The sequence below is a fragment of the Rubrivirga sp. genome, from assembly GCF_965213695.1.
Lineage (GTDB): Bacteria > Bacteroidota > Rhodothermia > Rhodothermales > Rubricoccaceae > Rubrivirga.
In genome coordinates this window covers 4,321,894-4,346,521 of record NZ_OZ243912.1, presented here as the reverse complement: position 1 = coordinate 4,346,521, position 24,628 = coordinate 4,321,894, and the positions used below count along the sequence as shown (strand labels likewise).

Here is a 24,628-nt window from a genome sequence, read left to right as displayed (position 1 = left end):
GGGAAAAGCGCTTCCAGAAAAGGGCATCGCGCCCTCGGCTGATGAGGGTCAGACGACCTGGGACGAGGCCCGGACCACCAAGTGGGTGTCGAGGACGACGTGGGTCGGCTGGGCCGGGGCGCCGTCGGTGAGGTGCTCGAACAGCAGGGCCGCCGAGCGCCGGCCGAGCTCGACGTTGGGGCTGTGGACCGACGAGAGCCCGAGCGGCAGCTGCTGCACCAGCTCGATGTCGTCGAGCCCGACGAGCGCCACGTCCTCGGGCACGGACCAGCCGGCCTCCAGCGCGGCCCGCCAGACGCCGAGGGCGACGAGGTCGTTGTAGCACGTCACGCCCAGCGGGCGCGGGCCGTCGTAGCCGGCGAACAGGCGCCGGCCGGCGTCGTAGCCCTCCTCGATGGAGGCGCCGGCCTCGACGATATAGCCCGGCTCGAACGTCCGCGAGGACTCGCTGTAGGCGGCGCGGACGCCCTCGATCCGCTCCCGACTGTGCTGGGAGTACGCCGGGCCGGCGACGTGGACGACCCGCTCGAGCCCGGCGTCGAGCAGGTGCTGGGCCGCCGTCTTGGCCGCCTCGGTGCTGTCGACGGAGACGGCCGAGGCCTGGATACCGACGACCGAGCCCAGCAGGACGAACGGGAACCGCTGGCGGCGGAGGTCGAAAAGGTGGGCGTAGTCGGCCCCGTCGCCACGCACGGGCGAGACGATGATGCCCTCGGCCCCGTGATCGCGCAGCACGCGGCACGAGCGGGCCTCCTCGGCCGCGCTCCCCTCGGTGTCGCAGACCACCAGGAGGTAGCCGCGCTCGGCGGCCTCGGCCCGGACGCCCTTGACGATCTCGGCGAAGTACGGGTTGGCGATCTCCTTGATCACCAGCCCGATCACCGGCGACGACCGGCGCTCGCCACGGAGCCGCGCCGACGCGCGGGGGCGGTAGTTGAGGTCGGCGATCACCTTGCGGACGCGGTCGCGCGTCGCCGGCCCCACGTTCGGACGGTCGTTGAGGACGGCGGAGACGGTGGCCTTCGAGACTCCGGCCTCGTCGGCGACGTCGGTGATGGTGATCGTGCTCACGGGCGGTTCAGGTAGACCGGCTCGAACTCAGGTAAACCGGTTTACTAAACATAAAACAATGCGCAGCCGTTTGCAAGCCCTTCACCGAGGCCGTTTCCCGCGGCCGAGCGCCGCGCCCGCCGCCGGTGGGGTCGGCGGTTCAGGATTCGCCAAAACGGGGCTCCCGACTCGTGGCTGCCGGCGGTTCGAGGCTCGGGGTTCGAGATTCACACCCGTTTGCTGGGACCCCGCGACTCGCTCCGAGGCCGGTCGTGCGGGCATACCGCCGGTATGCCCCTACCGAACATCGAGCAGGGGCGGAGCGTGGCGCAGGATCCGCCAGAGCGGGTATCGGGGTTCGCCGAGACACGGCTCCGGACTCGCGGCCGACGAACCCTGAACCCTGAACAGAAATCGGCGTCCCGGTGCGTCTCAGGCCCGAACGGACAACGTCGGCTGGGCTACCGCTCGACGCGGCCGGAGCCCGACCCGCCGGCCAGCTTCTCGACCTCGGCCGCCGTCGTCAAGTTGAGGTCGCCGGGGATCGTCTGTTTGAGGGCGCTCGCGGCGACGGCGAACTCGAGCGCGTCGGCGGCCTCGTCCTTCGTCAGCAGGCCGTGGATGAGGCCGGCGGCGAAGCTATCGCCGCCGCCCACGCGGTCGACCAGGCGGACGTCGTACCGCCGGCTCCGCACGGGCTCCGCGAGTGGCGCGGCCGTCCCGGCGCCGCCCAGGAGCATGGCGCTCCACCCGTTGTCGCTGGCGCTGTGGCTCTCGCGCAGCGTGATCGCCACGGCGTCGAACCCGAACTCGCCGCGCAGCCGCTCCGCCAGCCGGGCGTAGCCGGCCTCGTCCAGCTCGGCGCCCTCGACGTCGGTCTCGCCGGCCGTCAGCCCGAGCGAGCGGTCGGCGTCCTCCTCGTTGGCGACGCACACGTCGACCGACTCCATCAACGGGCGCATCGTGGCCCGGGCCTGGTCGACGGTCCACAGCTTCGAACGGTAGTTGAGGTCGCACGAGACGGTGACGCCAGCCGCTTTCGCGGCGTCGAGCGCGGCCCGGAGCGCGGCGCGCGGCTGGTCCCCCAGGGCCGGCGTGATCCCGGTCCAGTGGAACCAGTCGGCCCCGGAGAACGCGGCGACCCAGTCGACGTCGCCGGGCTCGATCTCGGACACGGCCGAGTGCGCCCGGTCGTAGATGACCTTCGACGGCCGCTGGCTCGCGCCGGTCTCCAAAAAGTAGATCCCCACGCGGTCCCCTCCGCGCGCGACGAATCGCGTGTCGACGCCGAACTGGCGGAGCCGGTCGACGGCCGCCTGACCGATGGCGTGCTCGGGGAGCCGGGACACGAACCGGGCGTCGTGGCCGAAGTAGGCCAGCGAGACGGCGACGTTGGCCTCGCCCCCGCCGAACGTGGCCTCGAACTGGGCGGCCTGGGAAAAGCGCTGGAAGCCGGGCGTGGCGAGCCGGAGCATGATCTCGCCGAAGGTGACGACGGTGGGCATGGGGAGGCGGGGTCAGGGGTGGCTACAAGCTGTGAGCAAAAACACGCAATACGAAACACGCAACACCGAGCACGAACGGTCAGGATTCTGCTCACGCCCCGACCGCGTCGGCGGCGGCGCGGAAGAGGCGGGCGCGCTCGGCGAGGGCGTCCCAGTCGCGGCGGGCGACCAGGGCCGGGTCGACGAGCGCGCTCCCGGCGCCGACGGCGACGACGCCGGCCGCCAGCCAGTCGGCGATGGTGTCGAGGAAGACGCCGCCCGTTGGCATGATCTTGAGGTGGGGGAGCGGGGCGCGGACGGCGCGGACGAACGCCGGGCCGAGCGCGTCGGCGGGGAACAGCTTGACCACGTCGGCGCCGGCGTCGGTCGCCGCCTGCATCTCGGTCGGCGTGAAGCAGCCGGGCATGGCCGCGGCGCCGGCGGCGTGGGCGGCCTCCACGACCTCGGCCTGGAACACCGGGCTGACGACGTAGCGCGCGCCGGCCTCCACGACCGCCCGGACGTCGTCGGCGCCGACGACGCTCCCGGCGCCGAGCACCACGTCGTCGCCCAGGGCGTCGGCGATCCGGGCGATCCCGTCGAGCGCGCCGGGCACGGTCATCGTGACCTCGACGGCCGAGACGCCGCCCCGGACGAGCGCTCGGGCGACGTCCACCAGGTCCCGCCCGTCGTCGGTGCGGACGACGGCGACGACGCGCTCTCGCGCGATGCGGTGGACGGTCTCGGGGCGGGTCATCGGGCGGAGGGGACGGAGAGCAGGGACTCGACGGCGGCCGGGATGCCCTCGGCCTGGGCGGTGCGGAGGTGGCGCGCGACGGCCGCCTCGAACGGGCCGCCGCTGAGGTCGGCGCCCCAGAGGCCGGCGTCGGACAGGACGCGCCGGACCAGGTCGCCGGGGCTCGTGGCCCGCTGCCACGCCTCGCGGACCGGGCCGGCGTCGGCGTCGGCGGGGAGCGCGGACGGGTCGAGGCCGGGGAAGTGGAGCCCGTCGAGCCCGGCCGCCGCCTTTTGTAGCAGGAGGTACGCCGCGACGCCGAGCGCGACGGCCTCGGGCGCGTCGGCGTGGGCCAGCGCCGGCACCACGCGCGCGCGCAGCTTGGCCGTCTGGTGCAGCGCGATCCCCACCAGCTCGTGGCGGACCGCCGGGTTCGCCAGCCGGTCCCGGACCGACCGCGCGAACGGCCGCGCCGTCTCCGGCTCGGCGCCGGCCTGGGCCAGCTCGCGCTCGACGGCCGGCACCAGGTCCTCGAACAGCCGGTCCAAGAACGGCCCGACCGCCGGGTCCGTCACCGCCCCTTCGACCGTCTCGACGCCGCACCCCAGCGCGACCGGGACGAGGAGCGTGTGCGCCGCGTTGAGCAGCCGGACCTTGCGGACCCGGAACGGGCCGATGTCGCCGGCCACCACGACGGCCTCGCCGTCGGCGAACGCGAGCCGCTGGCGGAGCGCGTCGTCGCCCTCAATGGCCCACAGGCGGTACGGCTCGGCGTCGGTCATCAGCGGGTCCGCCCAGCCGACGGCGCGCTCGGCCGCCGCGAGGTCGGGCGGCGTGCCCGTCACGATCCGGTCCACGAGCGTGTCGGCGAACGTGCAGCCGGCGACGAAGTCGACGAAGCCGCTCCCCCACCCCGCGCGGTCGCCCCAGCGCAGGACGAGGTCGCGGAGCACGGCGCCGTTGTCTTCCACCAGCTCGGTCGGGAGGACCACGACGCCCCAGCCGTCGTCGCCGTCGGCGGCGCGCTGGCGAGCGCGGAGCCACGCGGCCAGCTTGGCGGGGAACGAGCGCGGCGGCTCGGCCTGGGCGTCGTCGCCATCGTCCCACGTCAGGCCGATCTCGGTCGTGTTCGACACGACGAGTTCGACGGCGCGGTCTCGGGCCAGCGCGATCACCTTGTCCCAGTCGTCCTGGGCCGAGAGCGCGCGGGCCACCGCCGTCACCACCCGAGCGCGCTCGACGGTCTCGCCCCCCTCGACCCCGCGCTCGCGAATCGTGAACAGCCCGTCCTGCTCGTTGAACGCGGCGCCGCGCCCGCTGCCGGTCTGGCTCACCGCGACGGCGCGGCCGTCCCACCGCCCGTCGCGCGCGGCCCGGTCGAAGGCGTCGTCCACCAGCCCGCGGAGCAGGGCGCCCGTCCCGAACTGGACGGCGCGGACGGGCCGGCTCAGACCCGGCGCGCCGGGGTCGGCGGCGGGCAGCTGGCGGGCGTCGAGGCGGGGGAGGTCGGACATGAGAAAAAGAGGGATGGAGAAGGATCGAGGGATGGGGGATGCGGGGCGCGGGCTCATTCGGATCAGGCTCATCCCTCATCCCTCCATCCCGCGTCCCTCCGCTTACAACGTCACGCCGCCCTTCCAGATCGCGATCTCGCGGTAGTCGTTGTCCTCGTTCCGCGTCCGCTCGCCGCTGGCGACGCGCAGGACGTGGGCGGCGAGGTCGCCGGCGAGTCCGTCGAGGTCGGCGTCGCCGGTCAGGAGCGGGCCGGCGCCGAAGTCGATCCAGTGCGGCTTGGTCTCGGCGAGCGTGGGGTTGGTGGCGATCTTGACGGTCGGCGCGGGGAAGCCGAGCGGGGTGCCCCGGCCCGTCGTGAACAGCAGGACCGTGCAGCCGGCCGCCGTCAGCGCGGTGCACGAGACGCCGTCGTTGCCGGGCGCCTCCAACAGCGCGAGCCCGCCGCCGGTCTCCGACGCCGCCGACGCCTGGCCGGCGTACGGGACGACCTCGACGATGGGCGCCCGACCGCCTTTTTGGATCGCGCCCAGCGACTTTTCTTCCAACGTCGTCAGCCCGCCGGCCTTGTTGCCGGGCGAGGGGTTCTCGTAGACCGGCTGGTCGTGGTCGATGAAGTAGCGCTTGAACTCGTTGACGAGCCCGACGGTGCCGTCGAACACGTCCCGGCTGACGGCCCGGCCCATCAGCACGCGCTCGGCGCCGAACATCTCGGGGACCTCGGTGAGCACGGCCCGCCCGCCCCACCCGACGAGCAGGTCCGCGACGCGGCCCACGAGGGGGTTTGCCGTCACGCCCGAGAACCCGTCCGACCCGCCGCATTTGAGCCCGAGCACCAGGTCGCTCGCCGGCACCTCCTCCCGACGGTCCCCGCGCATCGCCTCCACCAGCTCGGCGACGGCGTCGAGCCCGGCCTCCGTCTCGTCGCCGACCATCTGGGCCGCGATCCCGCGCACGCGGTCCGAATCGAAGCCCGTCCCCTCGGCCGCGCGGCGCAAGAAGGCGTCGAGTTGGTTGTTCTCGCACCCGAGCCCGAGCACGACCACGCCGCCCGCGTTGGGGTGGCGGGCCAGCGCCGCGAGCACGTCGCGCGTCCGGTCGAGGTCGCCGCCGAGCTGGCTGCACCCGAACGGGTGGGCGAAGGCGTGCGCCCCGTCGATGGCGCCCTCGCCGTCCGGCCCCCACCGTTGGTCAGCGATCCGGGCGATCCGCTCCGCGGTCCGGTTGACGCAGCCGACGGTGTTGAGCACCCAGACCTCGTTCCGCGTCCCGACGCGCCCGCCGGCCCGGCGGTACCCGCGCCACGTCGGCGCGTCCAGAGCGGGAGCCGTGGGCGACAAACCGGAGGGGGCGAACGTGTACCCCTCCTCCCTATCGAGCGCCGTCGCGAGGTTGTGGCTGTGGACGTGCTCGCCCGGTGCGATGGCGGCCGTCGCCCGCCCGATGGCGAACCCGTACTTCGTCACCGGCTCGCCGGCCGCGTGCGCCACCAGCGCCACCTTGTGCCCCGCCGGCACCTCGGCCTGGGTCGTCACGCCACCCACCCTCTCCCCCGCCGCCAGCGGCTCGACAGCCACGGCGACGGTGTCGGCCGGGTGGATCTGGATCGTGCGGGGCGGGGCGACGGCGACGGGCATCGGAATGGTGGTTCAGGGTTCAGGAGGTTCAGGGTTCGCTCGGTGTGGGTCCTGGCGAACCCTGAACCCCGCATCAGTAGCCCAGCAGACGCGGGAGCCACAGGCTCAGCTCGGGGAAGACGGTGACCAGGACGAGCGCGACGACCATCGCCAGGAAGAACGGGAGCAGCGGGCGGACGACGCGCGAGATCGTCGTGCCCGCCACGCCGACGCCGACGAACAGGACGGTCCCGACGGGCGGCGTGCACAGGCCGATGCACAGGTTCAAGACCATGATGATCCCGAAGTGGACCGGGTCGATCCCCAGCTCGACCGCGATGGGCAGGAAGATCGGCGTCAGGATCAAGACGGCCGGCGTCATGTCCATAAACGTGCCGACGCCCAACAGGATGAGGTTGATCAAGAGCAGCGTCAGGACCGGGCTCTCGACCGCCGCCAGCGCCGCCGTGACGCCCTGGGGGAGGTTGGCGTAGGCCATCGCCCAGCTCATCGCCAGGCTGGTGGCGATCAGGAGCAGCACGACGGCCGTCGTCGCGGAGGCGTCGAGCAGGATCTGGGGCAGGTCGCCGACGCGGACCTCGCGGTAGGCGAACGCCAGCACGCCGGCGTAGAGCACGGCCACGGCCGCCGCCTCGGTCGCCGTGAACACGCCGGCCACGATCCCGCCGATCACGACGACCAGCAGGAACAGGCTCGGGAGCGCCCGGCCGAACGCGCGCGCGACCTCCGCCAGCGGGACGCGCGGGGCCGTCGCGTAGCCCCGGCGCACGGCCACCACGGCGGCCACCCCCATCAGCAACAGGCCGACGAGCAGGCCCGGCACGTAGCCGGCCAAAAACAGCGCCGCAATCGAGGCGCCGCCGCTCGCAAGCGAGTACACGATCAGGATGTTCGAGGGCGGGATCACCAGCCCCGTCGTCGCGGCGGTGATGTTGACGGCGGCGGCGACGTCGCGGTCGTAGCCCTCGGCCTCCATCCGCGGCCCCAACGCCGTCCCGATGGCGGAGGCGGCGGCGACGGCCGAGCCCGAGATCGCCCCGAACAGCATGGCCGAGACGATGTTGACGAACGCCAACCCGCCCGGCAGCGAGCCCACGAGCGCCTTCGCCAAGTCGATGAGCCGCGCTGCGATGCCGCCCCGGTTCATGATCTGGCCGGCGAGCACGAAAAAGGGGATCGCGAGCAGCGTGAAGCTGTCGAGCCCGGTCGCCATGCGCTGCGCGACGGTCGTGAGCGCCGGCTCGGGCGGGAGCACGACGAGCAGCGACGCCACGGTCGAGAGCCCGATGGCGTAGGCGACGGGCACGCCCAGCGCCAGCAACGCCAGGAACACGCCGACGAGAGCTAGGATCGCGGTCCAGTCCATCGGCTCAGGCGTCGGCGTGCCACGCCCGCCGGTGCTCGGCGATGGCGTGGGCGGCGTAGAACGCGATGAGCAGCCCGCTCAGCGGGAGCACGGCGTAGACGAACCCCAACGGCAACCCCAGCGACGACGACGTCTGGCCCAGCTCGAACGACAGCGCCACGAGCCACCCGCCGCCGAGCACCATCGCGCCGAGTGCGAACGCGATCACGACCGCCTCGATCACGACACCCAGCGCCGCCCGCCGGCGCCCCCGGAGCGCGCCCGGCAGCAGGTCGATGGCGAGGTGCATCCCCTGCCCCGCCGCGTACGCCGCGCCCAGCAGGCCGACCCAGATCAGTAGGTACCGCGCGATCTCGTCCGTCACCGCGCTCGGCTGCAAGCCCGGAATGACGCGGGACCCGAACCGCGTGCCGACCTGCCACAGCACGTTGACCACGCTCGCGCCCATCAGCGCGACGAGTGCCCACCCGAGCGCCCGGTCCGTCGCGTGCTTGGTCCGGTCGAAGGCGCTCACGAGTCGCCCCCGTCCGCTGGCGCCCCGGTCTGGCGGATCTCGCGGATGAGCCCGCCCAGCTCGGGGTCGGCCTCCAGCTCGGCCACCAGCGGGGCGACGCGCTCGCGGAACGGGGCCTTGTCGACCGTCGTGACCTCGACGCCCGCTTCGCGGACGGCCGCCAGCGCTTGGGCCGTCGCCTCCGCCCACAGCACGCGCTGGACCTCGGCGCTCTCGCGCGCCGCCTGCCGGAGCCACGTTTGTTGTTGGTCCGTCAATCCGTCCCACACCGGGCCGGAGATCAGCAACACGTCGGGGACCGCCGTGTGCTCGTCGAGCGCGTAGTGCCGCGCGACCTCGTAGTGCCGCGAGAGGTAGAAGCTGGGCGGGTTGTTCTCGGCCCCGTCGACCACGCCCTGTTGGAGCGCCGTGTACAGCTCGCCGTACGAGATCGGCGTGGGGCTGCCGCCGAGCGCGCGGACCATCCGGATGGCCGACTGGCTCTCCTGGGTCCGAACTTTGAGCCCGTCGAGGTCGGCCGGCGAGCGGACCGGGCGGCCGACGGTGTAAAAACTCCGCGCGCCGGCGTCGTAGAACGCGAGCCCGCGCAGTCGGAACCGGGCCGGCGACGCCAAGAGCCGGTCGCCGATGGGGCCGTCCAGGACGGTGACCTGGTGGGCGCTGTCGCGGAACAGGTACGGCACGGCCAGCACCGACGCGCTGGGGGCGAAGTTCTCGAGCACGCTCGCCGACACCTTCGTCATGGCGAGGCTCCCGATCTGCAACAGCTCCAGGCTCTCGCGCTCGTTGCCCAGCTGGCGGCTCGGGAACACCTCGACGCGCATGGTCCCGCCGGACAGCGCTTGCAGCCGCTCGTCGAGGTGGAGCATCGCCCGATGGACCGGATGGGCCGTGTCCAGCTCGTGGCCCAGCCGGAGCACCGTCGCCTCGCCGGCGGCCGGGCCGCAGCCGGCGCACCCGAGCGCGAGCGCGGCGGCGGCGAGACGGAGGGCGACGGGCGACATGGCCCCCAACTTAATCGATTAAGTTGAGGCGCGGCCCGGCCGCCTCCATTTCGTTCGGAGCTTCCGCCCGTGCCCCGCCCCACGCTCAAAGACGTCTCCGCCCGCGCCGGCGTCTCCGTCGCCACCGCCAGCGCCGTCGTCAACCGCGCCGGCTGGGTGACGGAGGCCACGCGCGAGCGGGTCCAGGCGGCCATCGACGCGCTGGGCTACCGGCCCAACCGGGCGGCGCGGGCGCTTCGGACACGGCGCGAGGGGACGGTCGGCGTGGTCGTGTCGGCGCTGTCGGACCCGTTCCAGTCGGCGTTCGTGCGGGCGCTCTCCCAAGCGCTCCACGGCGGGGGCCGCAGCCTCTTCCTCTCCGACGCCGACGGCGACGCTGCCCTCGGTGACTCGCTCGTGGACTCGCTCGTCGAGCGGTCGGTCGACGGGCTGGTGGTCGGGGCGTCGGTCGTGAGCCCGGCCCGGCTGGCGGCGCTCGCCGGCGGGTCGGTGCCGGCCGTGGTCGCGGGCGAGACGGACGTGGCCGGCCTGCCGTCGGTCGGCTCGGACCTCGCGGCCGGCGCCGCTCAGGCGACGGCGTACCTGCGAGACCGGGGCGCCCGGCGCGTCGCGCTCGTCACCGCCCCCTCGCCCCAAGCGGACCTCTTGCGCGCCGGCTGGCGGTCGGTCCAGGCCGACGACGCGCTCGACCTCGGCGCCGGCGCGCTGGCGGACCTGTGGGCGCTCGGCGCCGACGCCGTGCTGGCCGGCTCGGACGCGCTCGCCGCCGAGGTCGTCCAGTCGGCTAGGGACGCCGGCCGCTCGGTGCCTGGCGACGTCCAGGTGATCGCGGTGGGGAACGGGCCGCTGGCGCCCCTCGTCCGGCCGGCGCTCACGTCGGTCTCGCTCGACGCCCCGGCCGTCGCCGCGGCGGCCCTCTCCGCCCTCGACGCCGGCGGCTCGGCGCTCGTCCCCACGCGGCTGGTCCCGCGCGCCTCGACGCTGCCCTGATGCCCGACCCGCTCCGCCTCCACCCCGACCGGTTCTTCGACCCGGACCCCGCCGTCCGCGCCGCCGCGCGCGACGTGTACCAAGCCACGCGCGGCCTCCCCATCGTGAGCCCCCACGGCCACGTCGACCCGGCGCTGCTCGCCGACGACCGCCCGTTCCCGGAGCCGACCGAGCTGCTGGTCACGCCCGACCACTACGTGTTTCGGATGCTGTACAGCCAGGGGATCGACCTCGACACGCTGGGCATCCCTCGGGCCGACGGGACCCGCGCCGAGACCGACCCGCGCGAGGTGTGGCGCCTGTTCTGCGCCCACTACCACCTGTTCTTGGGGACGCCCTCGCGCGCGTGGCTCGACTACGAGCTGGCCGAGGTGTTCGGCGTCGACGTCGTGCCGAGCGCCGAGACGGCCGACCGGGTCTACGACCACGTCGCCGAGCGACTGGCGTCGCCGGAGTACCGGCCGCGCGCGCTCTACGACCGGTTCGACATCGAGGTCCTCGCCACGACCGACGCCGCGACCGACGACCTCCGCCACCACCGCCGGATCGCCGACGCCAACGCGAGCGGCGAGTGGTCCGGCCGCGTGGTCCCGACGTTCCGCCCCGACGCCGTGATGCGGATCGCCCGGGCGGGGTGGCAGGCCGAGGTCGCCGCGCTGGCGGAGGCCGCCGGCCGCGAGGTCACCGACTACGGCGAGTTCGTCGACGCCCTCGCCGACCGCCGCGCCTTTTTCCAGTCGCTCGGCGCGACCGCGACGGACCACGCCGTCGTGGAGCCCCGGACCGGCTGGCTCTCGGACGCCGACCGCGACGCCGTCTTCGCCCGCGCGCTCGACGGCCGGGCGACGCCCCAGGACCAGGCCGCGTTCGAGGCCCACTTTCTGATGGAGATGGCCCGCCAGTCGGCCTCCGACGGGCTGGTGATGCAGCTCCACGCCGGAGCCCTCCGCGACCACAACGGCCCGCTGGCCGAGGTCTTCGGCCCCGACAAGGGCGCCGACGTGCCGGTCGCGACCGAGTGGACCCGGAACCTCCGGCCGCTCCTGTCGGCGTTCGGCAACGACTCTCGGTTGCGGCTGATCCTGTTCACGCTCGACGAGACGACGTACGCCCGCGAGCTCGCCCCGCTGGCGGGCCACTACCCCGCCGTCGTCCTCGGCCCGGCGTGGTGGTTCCACGACTCGCCCGAGGGCATCGCCCGCTACCGCCGCCGCACGACGGAGACGGCCGGCCTGTCGAACACGGCCGGGTTCAACGACGACACTCGGGCGTTCTGCTCCATCCCGGCCCGGCACGACCTCGCCCGGCGTGTCGACGCAAACTGGCTCGGCGGGCTCGTTGTCCGGCACGTTCTCTCCTCCGCCGACGCCCGCCGACTCGGTACGGACCTCGCGGTCGGGCTCGCCCGAGCGGCATACCGGCTGGGCTCTGCGGGCTGAGGTGACTCCGGGACGCGCGAACGGTCCAGTCCACGAACGCGGCGAACGGCGGGCGCCCAGCTCGATTGGGGCACCTCGGGCGGGAACCCCCAAGCGGACGGACCGCACGGTCCGAGACCGCCCTTCCCGGTCCACAGCCGTCCTGCACGCTCGGCCTCGGACGTCATGGTGAGCTCGGTGCGGGGCCGTTCAGCCCCCGTGGGTACGTCTGGGAAGCGCCGTTAATCGGACCTCCGGCAAGGGAAAACGGATGCCACCGAAACCTGTCGGCAGCGCCCTCGCAGGCGGCGGGAGCATACCTTCTCGCCCCACGCGAGCGGGGCGGGAGAGTCAGCAGATCTGGACGACCTCCAGCCCCAGCAGCGCCCCCAGCTTCTCGATGCGCGAGCCCTGGTGGCCGACCCCGATGGCGCAGTGGTGGTGCGGCCCCTCGGCGCACCAGCGGTCCATGAACGCCCGGACGCCGAGGGGGAAGCGGTAGCGCGAGTTCGTGTTGCCGATTTCCAGGATCGGCCCCGGCACTGCCTCGCCCTCGGCGACGAGCAGCTTGAGCCGCCCCGCCCCCGTCTGCACGACCGCCAGCGCGGTCGCCGGCCCGTGCGCGACGGACATCTCGACCGAGAGCCCGTGGCTCGGCTTCCCGTGGTAGACCGCGAGGGGCTTGAGGCGCGGCTTCCCCTCGGCGATGCGGATGTGGCCCGGCCCGTCGTGGCCCATGAGCACCACGTCGTCGTCGAAGTCCATCCCGTAGAACTCGGTGAAGGAGCCGCCGGCGCCGAGCGCGTCCATGACCTTCATGGCCTGGGCGTTCTTGACGTCGTACTCGCCCGCGACCGGCACGCCCCGCGCCGTCAAGAGCGACGTGCCGACGATGACCGAGCCGATGAGGTCCTCATACGTCCCGCCCGGGACGCCCTCGTAGTAGTACGCGAGCGCGCCGAGCCGCTCGGCGTCCGCCAGCCGGTCGAGGGCGACGGCCGTCCGGGCGGCGCGGCGGAGCTCGTCGCGTGCGCACTCGGGCGAGACGTCGAACGCCTCGTCGATCTCGTCGAGCATGGCGTCGACCTCGCCGTCCGTGACCGACTCGCGGAGGGCCTGGAGCGCGTCCATCTCGAGGTGGACGACCTCGCTCCCGAACGCGACCGACTGCAGGGTCGGGTCGGTGTAGAGGTCGAGCATCCCGTTGTAGTAGTGGCCGAGGAGCCCGAGCCGGCTCTCTCGCAAGACGCGGGCGGCGCGGGCGGCGTCGGTCCAGGCGTCGATCTCGGCCCAGGCGACGTCGTCGTCCAGCGTGCCGGTGACCTGGTGGAACCCCACGCCGGCCCGCATCAGGACCGACGCGATCTCCGGCACCGCGCACGCCTGGCAGTTCGCCAGCCACTCGCCCGTCATCGCGTGCCGGTCCTTCAACCCGTTGAACCAGCCGTAGTCGATGGCCGCCGTCGGCTGGAGGTTGAGGACCACGACCGGCACGCCGACCCGCTGGACGACGGGCAGGACGGTCGAGGAGAGCGCGTACGTCGAGACGTAGAGAAACACGACGTCGACGTCCCCGTGTCGGAACCGCTCGGCCGCCTCGCGCGCGGCCTCCACCGAGTCGACCAGGCCCCCGTCGACGACCTCCCCGGCGAGGCGGTCGGCGATCTGGGCCTGGTAGCCCTCGAGCCGGTCCCGGAGGCCGTCGAACTGGGCCCAGTACGTGTCGAGACCGACCCCGAACAGGCCGACGCGGGCGGGGAGGTTACGGGTAGCGGACGGCATGGCGTAGGGGGGCGGAGGGGACTGGCGAGACTCCTAGGGTAGACTCCTCACCTCGTCCGTCCCCCGATGCGCCCTCTCGTCCTGCTCGCCGCGCTCGCGGCCGTGGCCTCGGCCCAGCCGTCGCCGGTCTGGGACGTCGACGCCGACTGGACGGCGGGGTGGGTCGGCCCGACGGACCTGAGCCCGGCCGACACCCAGAACGTGTGGACGGCCTACCGCGCCGGGCTCGACCTCGACCGCGTGCCGGAGGCCGCCGTCGCCCGGATCGCTGTCGACTCGAAGTACTGGCTCTGGGTCAACGGCCGCGTCGTCGTGCGCGAGGGCGGGCTCAAGCGCGGGCCGATGCGCGGGGCCACCTACGCCGACGCCGTCGACCTGGCGCCGTTTCTGGTCGCCGGCGAGAACGCGGTCGCCGTGCTGGTGTGGACGTGGGGGAAGGAGGGGTTCAGCCACGCCTCGACCGATACGCCGGGCCTGCTGTTCGACCTCGCCCTCGACGGGGCGCCGACGGCGCTCGACTGGCGCGCGCGCGTCCACCCGGCCTACGGCGACACCGGCCCGCCGCACCCGAACTACCGGCTCCCCGAGTCGAACGTCCGCTACGACGCCGGCCGCGAGCTCCGCGGCTGGACCACGCGCGGCTACCGTGACGGCCTGTGGCCCCGCGCCGTGCCGCTCGCCCCGGCCGGCGCCGATCCGTGGGGCCCGCTCGTCACCCGGCCCGTGCCGCAGTGGCGCGACTTCGGCCTGCGCGACTACGCCGACGCCCCGGCGACCCCGTTCGTCACGGCCGGCGACACGGTCGTGGTCTCGCTCCCCTACAACGCCCAGGTCACGCCCGCCTTCGAGATCGACGCGCCGGCCGGGCTCACCATCGACATTCGGACGGACAACTACCGCGGCGGCGGCCCGCCCAACCTCCGCGCCGAGGTCGTCACGACCGAGGGCCGGCAGCGCGTCGAGGTGCCGGGCTGGATCAACGGCCACCGCGTCCGCTACGCCTTCCCGGCCGGCGTCACCGTCCACCGCCTGATGTTCCGCGAGACCGGCTACGACGCCGACTTCGCGGGCGCCTTCGCGTCGTCGCGGCCGGCGCTCGACACGCTGTGGCAGAAGTCGCTGCGCACGCTCTACATCACCATGCGCGACAGCTACATGGACTGCCCCGACCGCGAGCGGGCCCAGTGGTGGGGCGACGTGGTGCTCGAGATGGGCGAGAGCTTCTACGCCCTCGACCGCCGCGCCGACGCGCTCAGCCGCAAGGCCGTCCTGGAGCTGGCGGCGTGGCAGCGGCCCGACTCGACGCTGTACTCGCCGGTCCCCTCGGGCCCGATCTGGAGCGCCGAGCTGCCGACCCAGATGCTGGCGTCGGTCGGCCACTACGGGTTCTGGACCTACGTCGAGCAGACCGGCGACCTCGACACGGCCCGGCGCGTCTACCCGGCCGTGCGCGACTACCTCGCGCTGTGGGAGCTGGACGCCGACGGGCTCGTGGTGATGCGGCCCGGCGGGTGGACCTGGGGCGACTGGGGCGACGACAAGGACCTGCCGCTGATCTTCAACGGGTGGATGGCGCTCGCGCTCAAGGGCCAGCGCGCGCTCGCCCTGGCGACCGGCCACGACGCCGACGTGCCGGCCATCGACGCGGCGCTCGGCCGGCTGACGGAGGCGTTCGACGCCCGGTTCTGGACCGGGACCGCTTACCGTTCGCCCGACCACGACGGGGCCACCGACGACCGGGGCAACGCGCTCGCCGTCGTCGCCGGGCTGGCGCCCGAGATCCGGTGGCCGGCGCTCCGCCGCGTGCTGGTCGAGGAGCGCCACGCGAGCCCCTACTTCGAGAAGTACGTCGCCGAGGCCCTTATCCAGATGGGCCACACCGACGACGCGCTCGACCGGCTCGAAGACCGCTACGCCGAGATGATCGCGAGCCCCATCACGACGCTGTGGGAGGGCTGGGAGCTCAACTCGGCGACGTACGGCGGCGGGACCTACAACCACGCCTGGAGCGGCGGCCCGCTCACGCTGCTGTCGAGCCGGGTCGTCGGCGTCGAGCCGCTGGAGGTCGGGTGGGCCACGTTCCGCGTTGCCCCTCGGATGGGGTCGCTGGCGTCGGCCCGGGCCGTCGTGCCGTCGATTCGGGGCGAGGTGGTGGCCGAGGTGCGACGCGGGCCCGACCGCTTCGCCCTAGACGTGACGGTCCCGGCGACGACGCGGGCCCGGCTCGAGGTGCCCGTCGCCGGTCGCCAGTCCGTGACGCTCGGCGACGCCGTCGTGTGGACGGCCGACGGATCGGGAGAGGCCGAGGTCGTCGAGACGCCGGGCGGTCCGGTGGCCGAGGTGTGGGTCGGCCCCGGCCGGTGGTCCGTGGTGGCCGAGTGACGGGGGAGTGTGGGAGGAGGGAGTGTCGGCCCCCTCCCACACCCCCACCCTCCTACGCTTGGTGTGAGTTCGGCAGGACCGCCGCTGCGGGCTGATGGCGGCGGGGGGGCGCCCTCGACAGACCTGCCAGGTCTCGGACCGCGCCCCGCACGGGGCCCCTTGGACCCAACCGGAGGACGCGCGATCTCACACCGAGCGTTCCTCGCTCCGTACCGCAACGGACCGACCGGACTCGGAGCACCGGGGGGACGCCGAGATGCCCTGGGAAAAGCGCTCCCGGTGTAGGGGTGGCGCCCGCGACGGGGCACTATAGGGGCAGTCCGGGGGCCCACGCCCCGGCCCCCGGCCCGTGCCTCGCTCACACGTCTCCACTCGACCGACATGGATCTCGCACCGCGCCTTCGAGGCGCCCTCCTCGGGCTCGTCGTCGCCCTCGCCCTCGCCGGCCCCGTGGCCGCCCAGGGGTTCCCCGTCACCGGCCAAGTCGTCTCGGCCGACGACCGGCTCCCGCTCCCCGGCGTCAACGTCGTCGTCGCCGGCACGACGATCGGGGCCGCGACCGACGTCGACGGGCGGTACTCGCTCACGGTCCCGTCCGAGACCGACTCGCTCCAGGTCTCGTTCGTCGGCTACGAGACCCAGGTCATCCCGGTCCTCGGGCGGACCGACATCAACATCTCGCTGAGCCCGCGCAACTACGGCGGCAACGAGGTGGTCGTGATCGGGTACGGGACGTCGGAGGTCCGCGACCTGACGGGCTCGGTCGGGGCCGTGACGGCCGAGGAGATCGAGGGCCGCCCGCTCGTCTCGTTCGAGGACGCGCTGGCGGGCCGCGTGGCCGGCGTCAACGTCCAGCAGAACTCGGGCGACTTGCAGGGCAACTTCCAGATCGACATCCGGGGCGTCGGGTCGTTCGGGAGCACGAACCGGCCGCTCTACATCGTCGACGGGATCCCGCTCGAGCCGACCGACAACTCGTTCCTGTCGACGCTCAACACGGAGGACATCGAGTCGATCTCGGTGTTGAAGGACGCCTCGTCGGCCTCGATCTACGGCGTCCGCGCGGCCGACGGCGTCGTCATCATCACGACGAAGACGGGGGCCGGGCAGAAGCCGGCCGTCGAGTTCTCGACCGAGTTCGACGCGGCCTCGCCGGTCCGCCAGCTCGACATGCTCAACTCGGCCCAGCTCGCCCAGTACCGGCTCGACGCCGTCCGGAACTCGCAGGGGGCGAATCCGACGTTCGAGCTCCCGGACCCGCTCCAGGACCCCGCCTTCTTGGCGGCCAACGACACCGACTGGCAGGACGCCGTGACCCAGACGGGCCTGAGCCAGCGCTACAACGTGAGCGCGCGCGGGAGCTCGGGGCCGATCCAGTTCGCGACGTCGGGCAACTTCGAGAACATCCAGGGCCGGCTCATCGGGTCCAACATCAAGCGGGGCTCGATCCGGGTCAACTCGGTCGTCGACCTGAGCCGGCGGGCGACGCTCGACGTCCGCCTCAACGGCTCGCGCCAGTGGGGCGACGTCGTGGCCAACGACCAGACGTTCGGGGGCTCGCTCCGCGACGCGCTCTACAAGTACCCTTGGGAGACCCCGTACAACGACGACGGCACGTTCGCCGAGTACGACGTGAACGACCCCGAGCTGGGCGCCATCTACTCCCAGCCGTTCCCGCAGAACCCCGTCGCCGACCTGCTCGAGAACGAGCGGGCCCGGCAGTGGCAGCAGGTCATCGCCACGACGGCGCTGACGTTCCGGCTCCCGTTCGACCTCCGCTACCGGGGGAGCGCCTCGGCGAACTTGTCGTCGAACACGGCCGACGACTTCTTCCCGACGCGGGACCGGGCCCGCCAGATGCGCGAGGTCGTCTCGCTGGCGGCGTTCGACCAGCTCGGCTACAACTACTTCACCGACCACACGCTGACCTACGACCGCGAGTTCGGGCCCCACGACGTCGAGGTCCTGGGCGGGATGAGCGTCCAGGAGGACTACCTCGAGTTCACGTTCGCCGAGGGGTCCGGGGGGACGAACAACGCGCAGGCCCAGATCAGCCTCCAGCCGACGCGGTCGGGGACGAGCGCGCGTGAGCAGACCCAGCGCCTGCTCTCGTACTTCAGCCGGGTCACGTACGACTACGCCGACAAGTACTTCGTGACCGGGACCGTCCGCGCCGACGGGGCCTCGAAGTTCTCGCCCGAGCGGCGGTGGGCCACGTTGCCGGCCGTCGGCCTGGCGTGGCGGATCTCGAACGAGCCGTTCTTGCGCGGGGTCTCGGTGATCAACGACCTCAAGCTCCGGGCCAGCTACGGGCTCTTGGGCGACCGGGCCGGCGTCGGCGACAACGCCTTCCTGACGCGCGTCAGCAACGGGTTCGTGGCGTTCGGGGAGAACCCGGTCCAGCAGACGCCGCTGCTCAACATCGCCCTGCCCGACGGCGTGGGCTGGGAGACCATCCGCCAGCTCGACATCGGGTTCGACCTGACGGCGTTCCGCGGCCGGCTCGGGCTCACGGCCGACTACTACCACCGCTACACCGAGGACGTGCTCGGGTCGGTCCCGGCCCCGCCGGCCTACCCGGTCGGCAGCGTGAGCGGGAACGTGGGCGCGGTCACGAACCAGGGCTTCGAGTTCGCCCTGAGCGCGACGCCCCTCGACGCGGGCCGGTTCACCTGGCGCTCGACGACGACGTTCGGCTACAACACGAACGAGGTCGACAACATCCGCGAGGACGTGCTCGGCGAGAGCGGGGCGTTGGGCGGGCGGAACCTCAACGACGGCCCGCTCCAGTTCGGGACGGTCAACCAGACGGCGGCCGGCCGGCCCATCGGCGAGCTCTGGGCCTGGGACTTCGTCGGGATCTGCTCGACGGACCAGTACGACCCCGCGACCAACTCGTGCGCCGGGCTCACCGCGCGCGGCGGCGTCAACGGGGTCCAGCCGGGCGACACGATCTACCGCGACGTCAACGGCGACGGCATCATCGACGACGCCGACCGGGTGTTCCTGGGCAGCGGGCTCCCCAAGATCTTCGGCGGCCTGACGAACGTGTTCGGGCTCGGGGCCTTCGAGGTCGAGACGCTGTTCACGTATGCCTTCGGGCGGAAGCTGTTCGACACGTCGCTCATGTTCGGGATCTCGGGCGACTCGAACATCAACAAGCGGGCCGAGGTGCTCGACCGCTGGACGCCGGAGAACCAGGACACCGACATCCCCCGGGCGTTCCAGGGCCGCCGCGGCTACATCAACGCGCTCCCGTCGGACTTCTTTATCCAGAGCGCCGACTTCGTCCGCCTTCGGACGCTGCGCGTGACCTACACGCTGCCCGGGCCGTTCGCGTCGGTCGTCGGTGCGAGCGCGGCCCAGATCTCGGTGATCGGGACCAACCTGCTCACGTTCACGGACTACTCCGGCTACGACCCCGAGGCGTCGAGCGGCAACCGGAGCAACAGCGGCAACCTCGACGCGGCCTCGGCCCCGCTCTCGCCCGGCTTGGACCTCACGACCTACCCCATCGCCAAGACCGTCGGCGTCCGCCTCAACGTCACCCTCTAGGATGCCTCCCATGACCCGACTCCGCTCTGTTGTGCCCGTCCGTCTCGCGCTCGCGCTCTGCGCCGCGCTGGCCGTCGCCGGCTGCGACTCGATCCTCGACACCGAGCCGCTCAACGTCCAGACCTTCGACAACCAGCTCGCGAGCCCCGAGGGGGCCGTCGGGTTCGTCAACAGCTTGTACGGCGCGCTCCCGGGCCTCTACAACGGGGCCATCCCCAACCTGGTCGAGAGCGGGACCGACGACGGGTGGCCGTTCGCCCAGAGCTTCCAGGGGCTCAAGACGCGCGAGATCGACGCGACCCAGGGCCAGCTCGGCAACGTCTGGACGCCCAGCCTGACCGAGATCGCCTCGGCCAACTACTACCTCAACCGCGAGCCGAGCATCGACTTCGGCGACGACGACGACCTCAAGGACCAGCTCCGCGGCGAGGCCCTGTTCCTGCGGGCGTTCTACTACTTCAACCTGGTCCGCCTGTTCGGCGAGGTCCCGATCTACGACGAGTCGGTCGCGATCGACCAGATCTCGGAGGCCCAGCGGCCCCGGGACTCCGTCGCCGACGTCTACGCCTTCATCAAGCGCGACCTCGGGCAGGCCATCGAGCTGCTGCCGGCGAGCTACACCGACAGCGGGCTGGCCCAGGAGCGCGGCCGGGCCACGAGCGGGGCGGCCCGGACGCTGCTCGCCAAGGTCCACCTCACGCTCGAAGAGTGGTCCGACGTGCTCGCCGTGACCGACGGGATCACGGGGTACTCGCTCCGCCCGAGCTACATCGACAACTTCTACGGGCTCCTGCGCGACGCCTCGGGCGAGAACCGGGTCGAGTCGATCTTCGAGGTCCAATACTCCCAGGAGGGCGACGGGCCGAAGTCGTTCATCCGCGTCGCGTTCACGCCGCGCGGGATCCGCGACGGCCAGAACCAGATCCTGCCGACCGACGACGCGTACCCCGACTTTGAAGTCGGCGCCGGCGGTCCCAACGCGATCATCCAGGCCTACGGCGAGGGCGACGCGCGCTTCGACGTCGTGTTCGACAAGTTCGGGGCGTCGCGTGGGGCGGTCACCGAGTCGTACGGCTCGCGCGAGTGGTTCGTGCAGAAGTGGTACTCCGACATCGGCAACAACGCGACGTCGTTCAACATCGTCGTCTTCCGCTACGCGGAGGTGTTGCTGATGCGGGCCGAGGCGCTCGCCGAGCTGGGCCGGCCGGCCGAGGCCATCCCGCTCGTCAACCAGATCCGCGCCCGCGCTGGCGTCGACGCGCTCGGCGACGACGTGGACGACCAGGGCGAGGTCCGCCAAGCCGTCCGCCTCGAGCGCCGCCTCGAGCTGGCGTTCGAGTTCAAGCGGCTGTTCGACCTTAACCGCTGGGGCATCCTGACCGACGTCCTGGCCCCGCAGGGCATCACGATCAACCCGGCCAAGGTCACCGCCCACCCGATCACGGGCAAGCCCGAGGTCCTCTACCCGATCCCCCTCGGGGAGCTCCAGCGGAACCCGAACGCGACCCAGAACGCGGGCTACTAGGGCCTCCTTCGGATAGGTACGGGGTACCGGGTACGAGGTACGGGGCCTTCAAAGCCCGAGGGCGCCGTACCCCGTACCGAGTACCCCGTACTCACCTTCATTCCGCTCTAGGCCTTCTCGTCCGCCTCAGCGTCGTGGCCAGGGCGGATCCCGACGACCCCTCGACATGCGCCTCGCCTTCCTCGTCCTGATCGCCGTGCTGGCGGGGTGCAGCGGGACGTCCCCCGAGGACCCCGGGCCCATCACCCCGGAGCCGACCGAGCCTGGCCCAGCGCCGTCCGGCCCACCGAATGTGATCCTCATCGTGGCCGACGACCTCGGCTGGCACGACCTGGGCGTCTACGGCAACCGGTTCCACCTGACGCCGCGGTTGGACCGGATGGCCGCCGAGGGCATGCGCTTTACCGACGGCTACGCGGCGTCGCCGATCTGCTCGCCGTCGCGGGCGGCGCTGATGACGGGCCAGTCGCCGGCGGCCCTCCACATCACGGAGCACTTCCGCGGCACGCCGCCCGTCGAGGACTGGCAGCGGCTGATCCCGCCGGACCAGGAGTCGAACCTCCCGCTCTCGACCACGACGATCGCCGAGGCGGCCAAGCGCGTGGGTTACACGACGGCCCACATCGGCAAGTGGCACCTGGGATACGAGGGCTCGCTTCCCGAGGACCACGGGTTCGACGTCAACGTCGCCGGGAGCGGGCGGGGGCTGCCGCCGAGCTTCTTCTACCCCTACGTCGACGGCGGGTCGACCGACCTGTTCGGCCGGCCCATCGACCCGGACCGCCAGGGCGAGTACCTCACGGACCGGCTGACGAATGAGGCCATCGACTACATCGAGGCCCACCGCGACACGGCGTTCGTCCTCCACCTGGCGTACTACGCGCCCCACGTGCCCATCGAGGGCGAGCCCGAGAAGGTGCGGGCGTACCAGGCGCGCGCGGCGGCGGGCGACTACGGGTTCGAGAACCCGGAGTACGCGGCGATGGTCGAGACCATCGACGACAACGTGGGCCGGGTGCTCGACGCGCTCGACCGGCTGGGGCTGGCGCAGAACACCCTCGTCGTGTTCTTGTCCGACAACGGCGGGCTGAGCGTCGAGGAGGTCCCGGCGTTCGCAGCGCACACGCCGGCGACCGACAACGGCCCGCTCCGGGCGGGCAAGGGCTACCTGTTCGAGGGCGGCACGCGCGTCCCGTTTATCGCGTGGTGGCCCGGCGTCGTGCAGGCGGCCACGAGCGGCGAGCCGGTCTCGAACCTCGACCTGTTCTCGACCGTCGCCGACTGGATCGGGTCGCCGGTCCCGGCCGCCGTCGAGGGCGTCAGCCTGCGCGGGCTCTTGACGACGGGCGCCGCGCCGATGCGAGCGTCGCCGCTGACGTGGTACTTCCCGCACTACAGCCCCCAGGGCACGCGCCCGGCCCGATCCATCCGCGACGGCCGGCTCAAGCTGATCGAGAAGCTCGAGTTCGGCGACACGTTCCTGTTCGACGTGGTGGCCGACCCCGGCGAGACGACCAACCTCGCCGACGACCGGCCCGACGACGTGGCCCGGCTCCGTCAAATCCTGGACGAGACGCTCGCTCGGCAGGACGCCCCGCCGCCCCGCCGCAACCCGAGCTACAGCTCGGTCGCCCCGGTCCCCGCTCGCTGGGTCACGCCGGACAGCTAGGGCGGGTGCGTGCTACGTGCGAATCGAGCCTCTGGACTGTGGCCCTTTTCATTCACTCACACCTTGTCATCCTGAGCTTGCGAAGGATCTCGACTCGGACGTCCCAGTCCGTCAGCACCGGTGCTTTCAGCGTGCGGATTCGGCGTCGAGATCCTTCGCTCCGCTCAGGATGACACGGGTGGGGTCCAAAAGCATCCATCCCCACGACCATGCCCAGACCGCTCCGCTCCGCCCTCGTCCTCGGGCTCGTCGCGGCCACGTCGCTGGCGGCCTCCGCCCAGGAGATCCGCGTCCTCGCCGACGCGCCGCAGCACCGGTTCGACGGGGCCGGCGTCTCGTTTGGGCTGTTCTTGGGCCACCACTACAGCATGCCGGCGGCCGGCCAGGACGAGGCCGTCCGCCTGATCGCTGAGGACCTCGACCTGGCATTCCTTCAGGACTACCCCGACGGCGAGATCGAGCCGGCCGACGACCCCGGCTACTACGACCGCCGCGCCGACTACGTCCGGGCCGCTCGGGCCTACCGGCCCGGCCTCGAGTTCTCGCTCGTCACGAACAAGTACCCCAGCCGGCTCCGCACCGAGATCACGGTCAACGGCCGGCAGTACCTCGTGCTCGACGTGGACCGCGAGGGGATCTACGACGAGGTCGCCGAGTGGTACTTCTCCCTTTTCCAGGCCTTCGCCGAGCGCGGCGTCTCGGTCGAGGTGCTCAACGTGGTCAACGAGCCCGACCTCGACGTCTGCGGGAACGACCCGCTCCAGTGCCGGCCGTACCACTACGGGTACGGCGACGACACCCGGCGGGGCGTGGCCGAGGTGTTCGCCCAGGCCGTCCCGGCGTTCCTGGCCCTCTTCGACGACCCGGACGTCAACACGCTCGGCATGGCGAAGCCCCGGATCATGGGCCCGAGCACGATCGCGCCCAATGGGGCCCTCGACTTCATCCGCTACATGAAGGCGGAGCGGCCTGAGGCGTGGGACCAGATCGACATCGTGGCCACGCACCAGTACATCAACGGCGTCCGCGGCGACCTTTTCCAGGCGCTCCGCGTCGAGGCCGAGGGCAAGCCGATCTGGCAGTCCGAGACGCACGCCTCGAAAACGTTCGGGCCGGACGCGCTCCGCCCCGGCCACCGGACGTCGCTGTCCCTAGCTCAACTGTTCGGCGCGGCCGTCAACTTCGGGACGAGCATGTGGGCCTACTTCGAGACCAACTATCCCAACCCGGCCGACCCCGACGACCCGGGCCAGTTCAACCCGGGCGGGCTCCTGTCGGTCCCGTTCAACACGACGGCGCCCGAGCCCTACAAGCACTACTACGCCTTCCGCCAGCTCACCTCGACCCAGCCCGACTCGTCGGACGTCCTCGACTACACCGCCAGCGCCGGCCGCCGCGCCGACGTCGTCGCGTTCCGCAAGGCTGGGCAGGACACGGTCTACGTGACGGTCACCAACACGGGCGGGGAGACCAAGTCGATCACGTTGGAGGTGGAGGAGGGCGGAGGGCTCCGCACCGTCGCCTCGGTCGCGACCCGGATCACGGACGCGGACCGGAGCGACGAGCCGGCGGGCACGGTGACGCCGCCGGCGGGGACGGCCACGCTCGCGCTCGACCTCGGCCCGTACTCGATCCACACCTACGTGATCGCGCTCGGCGCCCCCGTCGCGGCCGACGACGGGCCGGACGCGCTCGCGGCCACGCTCGCCGCTCCGGCTCCGAACCCGGCCGCCAGCTCGACGACGCTGGGCTACGCGCTCGCCGCGCCGGGCGACGTAGCGCTGACCGTCCACGACGCGCTAGGCCGCGAGGTCGCCCGGCTGGCCGAGGGTGCCCGGAGCGCCGGCCCGCACCGGGTCGCGTTCGACACGCACACGCTGGCGAGCGGCGTCTACGTCGTCCGCCTGCGGGCCGGCGGCGCCGTGACGACCCAACGCATGACCGTCATCCGATGACCCCGAGAGATTGTCCGTTGATGCTGAGCCCTCCTGCGAAGGCGGCATC

General features: G+C 72.6%; 16 protein-coding genes. 7 read left to right on the top strand and 9 right to left on the bottom strand.

Annotated elements, in window-relative coordinates; all coding sequences use genetic code 11:
• Window positions 1–48: 48 nt before the first annotated feature.
• From ACOOHE_RS19080 to ACOOHE_RS19045, 8 genes are all read right to left on the bottom strand, one after another.
• Entirely contained in the window at window positions 49–1,071 is a 1,023-nt protein-coding gene (locus ACOOHE_RS19080; RefSeq protein ID WP_420455686.1) for a LacI family DNA-binding transcriptional regulator, read from the bottom strand.
• Window positions 1,072–1,511: 440 nt separating this feature from the next.
• On the bottom strand, window positions 1,512–2,555 hold the full coding sequence (locus ACOOHE_RS19075; RefSeq protein WP_420455685.1) for a PfkB family carbohydrate kinase: 1,044 nt from the start codon (window positions 2,553–2,555) through the stop codon (window positions 1,512–1,514).
• Window positions 2,556–2,646: 91 nt separating this feature from the next.
• Window positions 2,647–3,291, bottom strand: coding sequence for a bifunctional 4-hydroxy-2-oxoglutarate aldolase/2-dehydro-3-deoxy-phosphogluconate aldolase (locus ACOOHE_RS19070; RefSeq protein WP_420455684.1), 645 nt, complete (start codon window positions 3,289–3,291; stop codon window positions 2,647–2,649).
• Window positions 3,288–4,784, bottom strand: coding sequence for a tagaturonate reductase (locus tag ACOOHE_RS19065; protein WP_420455683.1), 1,497 nt, complete (start codon window positions 4,782–4,784; stop codon window positions 3,288–3,290). Before ACOOHE_RS19065 ends, ACOOHE_RS19070 begins: the two co-directional genes overlap by 4 nt.
• A gap of 102 nt (window positions 4,785–4,886) precedes the next feature.
• The gene (locus ACOOHE_RS19060; RefSeq protein WP_420455682.1) at window positions 4,887–6,419 is read right to left on the bottom strand and encodes a UxaA family hydrolase; all 1,533 of its coding nucleotides are present in this window, start codon (window positions 6,417–6,419) and stop codon (window positions 4,887–4,889) included.
• Window positions 6,420–6,492: 73 nt separating this feature from the next.
• Complete coding sequence (locus ACOOHE_RS19055; RefSeq protein WP_420455681.1) at window positions 6,493–7,785, bottom strand: TRAP transporter large permease; 1,293 nt, start codon at window positions 7,783–7,785, stop codon at window positions 6,493–6,495.
• A 4-nt stretch (window positions 7,786–7,789) separates the two neighbouring features.
• Window positions 7,790–8,299: a TRAP transporter small permease gene (locus ACOOHE_RS19050; RefSeq protein ID WP_420455680.1), complete on the bottom strand. Its 510-nt coding sequence runs from the start codon at window positions 8,297–8,299 to the stop codon at window positions 7,790–7,792.
• Window positions 8,296–9,303 (bottom strand): TRAP transporter substrate-binding protein, encoded by a 1,008-nt coding sequence (locus ACOOHE_RS19045; RefSeq protein ID WP_420455679.1) that lies wholly within the window; start codon window positions 9,301–9,303, stop codon window positions 8,296–8,298. The genes ACOOHE_RS19050 and ACOOHE_RS19045 overlap by 4 nt, the downstream gene beginning before the upstream one ends.
• Before the next feature lie 69 nt (window positions 9,304–9,372).
• Between ACOOHE_RS19045 and ACOOHE_RS19040 the strand changes: the two genes are divergently transcribed.
• The gene (locus tag ACOOHE_RS19040) at window positions 9,373–10,293 is read left to right on the top strand and encodes a LacI family DNA-binding transcriptional regulator (protein WP_420455678.1); all 921 of its coding nucleotides are present in this window, start codon (window positions 9,373–9,375) and stop codon (window positions 10,291–10,293) included.
• The gene (gene uxaC, locus ACOOHE_RS19035) at window positions 10,293–11,732 is read left to right on the top strand and encodes a glucuronate isomerase (RefSeq protein WP_420455677.1); all 1,440 of its coding nucleotides are present in this window, start codon (window positions 10,293–10,295) and stop codon (window positions 11,730–11,732) included. Before ACOOHE_RS19040 ends, uxaC begins: the two co-directional genes overlap by 1 nt.
• Window positions 11,733–12,062: 330 nt before the next feature.
• On the opposite strand, the gene ACOOHE_RS19030 is transcribed toward uxaC, so the two are convergent.
• Window positions 12,063–13,493 carry an L-arabinose isomerase family protein gene (locus ACOOHE_RS19030; protein WP_420455676.1) on the bottom strand — a complete coding sequence of 477 codons (1,431 nt, stop codon included), beginning with the start codon at window positions 13,491–13,493 and terminating at the stop codon, window positions 12,063–12,065.
• Between the two features lie 66 nt (window positions 13,494–13,559).
• Between ACOOHE_RS19030 and ACOOHE_RS19025 the strand changes: the two genes are divergently transcribed.
• From ACOOHE_RS19025 to ACOOHE_RS19005, 5 genes are all read left to right on the top strand, one after another.
• Window positions 13,560–15,875: an alpha-L-rhamnosidase C-terminal domain-containing protein gene (locus tag ACOOHE_RS19025; protein ID WP_420455675.1), complete on the top strand. Its 2,316-nt coding sequence runs from the start codon at window positions 13,560–13,562 to the stop codon at window positions 15,873–15,875.
• Between the two features lie 381 nt (window positions 15,876–16,256).
• Window positions 16,257–19,430: a SusC/RagA family TonB-linked outer membrane protein gene (locus ACOOHE_RS19020; protein WP_420455674.1), complete on the top strand. Its 3,174-nt coding sequence runs from the start codon at window positions 16,257–16,259 to the stop codon at window positions 19,428–19,430.
• Window positions 19,431–19,440: 10 nt separating this feature from the next.
• Window positions 19,441–20,955 carry a RagB/SusD family nutrient uptake outer membrane protein gene (locus ACOOHE_RS19015; RefSeq protein ID WP_420455673.1) on the top strand — a complete coding sequence of 505 codons (1,515 nt, stop codon included), beginning with the start codon at window positions 19,441–19,443 and terminating at the stop codon, window positions 20,953–20,955.
• 166 nt (window positions 20,956–21,121) lie between these two features.
• On the top strand, window positions 21,122–22,624 hold the full coding sequence (locus ACOOHE_RS19010; protein WP_420455672.1) for a sulfatase: 1,503 nt from the start codon (window positions 21,122–21,124) through the stop codon (window positions 22,622–22,624).
• 209 nt (window positions 22,625–22,833) lie between these two features.
• A complete protein-coding gene (locus ACOOHE_RS19005) occupies window positions 22,834–24,579 on the top strand; it encodes a T9SS type A sorting domain-containing protein (protein WP_420455671.1) in 1,746 nt (581 codons plus the stop codon).
• Window positions 24,580–24,628: the final 49 nt, after the last annotated feature.

What these genes read in the sequence shown, in the direction of transcription:
- ACOOHE_RS19020 (WP_420455674.1), top strand. Translation starts at nt 16,257, where the DNA reads ATGGATCTCGCACCGCGCCTTCGAGGCGCCCTCCTCGGGCTCGTCGTC.
- ACOOHE_RS19055 (WP_420455681.1), bottom strand. Translation starts at nt 7,785, where the DNA reads ATGGACTGGACCGCGATCCTAGCTCTCGTCGGCGTGTTCCTGGCGTTG.
- uxaC (WP_420455677.1), top strand. Translation starts at nt 10,293, where the DNA reads ATGCCCGACCCGCTCCGCCTCCACCCCGACCGGTTCTTCGACCCGGAC.
- ACOOHE_RS19070 (WP_420455684.1), bottom strand. Translation starts at nt 3,291, where the DNA reads ATGACCCGCCCCGAGACCGTCCACCGCATCGCGCGAGAGCGCGTCGTC.
- ACOOHE_RS19030 (WP_420455676.1), bottom strand. Translation starts at nt 13,493, where the DNA reads ATGCCGTCCGCTACCCGTAACCTCCCCGCCCGCGTCGGCCTGTTCGGG.
- ACOOHE_RS19065 (WP_420455683.1), bottom strand. Translation starts at nt 4,784, where the DNA reads ATGTCCGACCTCCCCCGCCTCGACGCCCGCCAGCTGCCCGCCGCCGAC.
- ACOOHE_RS19010 (WP_420455672.1), top strand. Translation starts at nt 21,122, where the DNA reads ATGCGCCTCGCCTTCCTCGTCCTGATCGCCGTGCTGGCGGGGTGCAGC.
- ACOOHE_RS19075 (WP_420455685.1), bottom strand. Translation starts at nt 2,555, where the DNA reads ATGCCCACCGTCGTCACCTTCGGCGAGATCATGCTCCGGCTCGCCACG.
- ACOOHE_RS19005 (WP_420455671.1), top strand. Translation starts at nt 22,834, where the DNA reads ATGCCCAGACCGCTCCGCTCCGCCCTCGTCCTCGGGCTCGTCGCGGCC.
- ACOOHE_RS19060 (WP_420455682.1), bottom strand. Translation starts at nt 6,419, where the DNA reads ATGCCCGTCGCCGTCGCCCCGCCCCGCACGATCCAGATCCACCCGGCC.
- ACOOHE_RS19015 (WP_420455673.1), top strand. Translation starts at nt 19,441, where the DNA reads ATGACCCGACTCCGCTCTGTTGTGCCCGTCCGTCTCGCGCTCGCGCTC.
- ACOOHE_RS19045 (WP_420455679.1), bottom strand. Translation starts at nt 9,303, where the DNA reads ATGTCGCCCGTCGCCCTCCGTCTCGCCGCCGCCGCGCTCGCGCTCGGG.
- ACOOHE_RS19025 (WP_420455675.1), top strand. Translation starts at nt 13,560, where the DNA reads ATGCGCCCTCTCGTCCTGCTCGCCGCGCTCGCGGCCGTGGCCTCGGCC.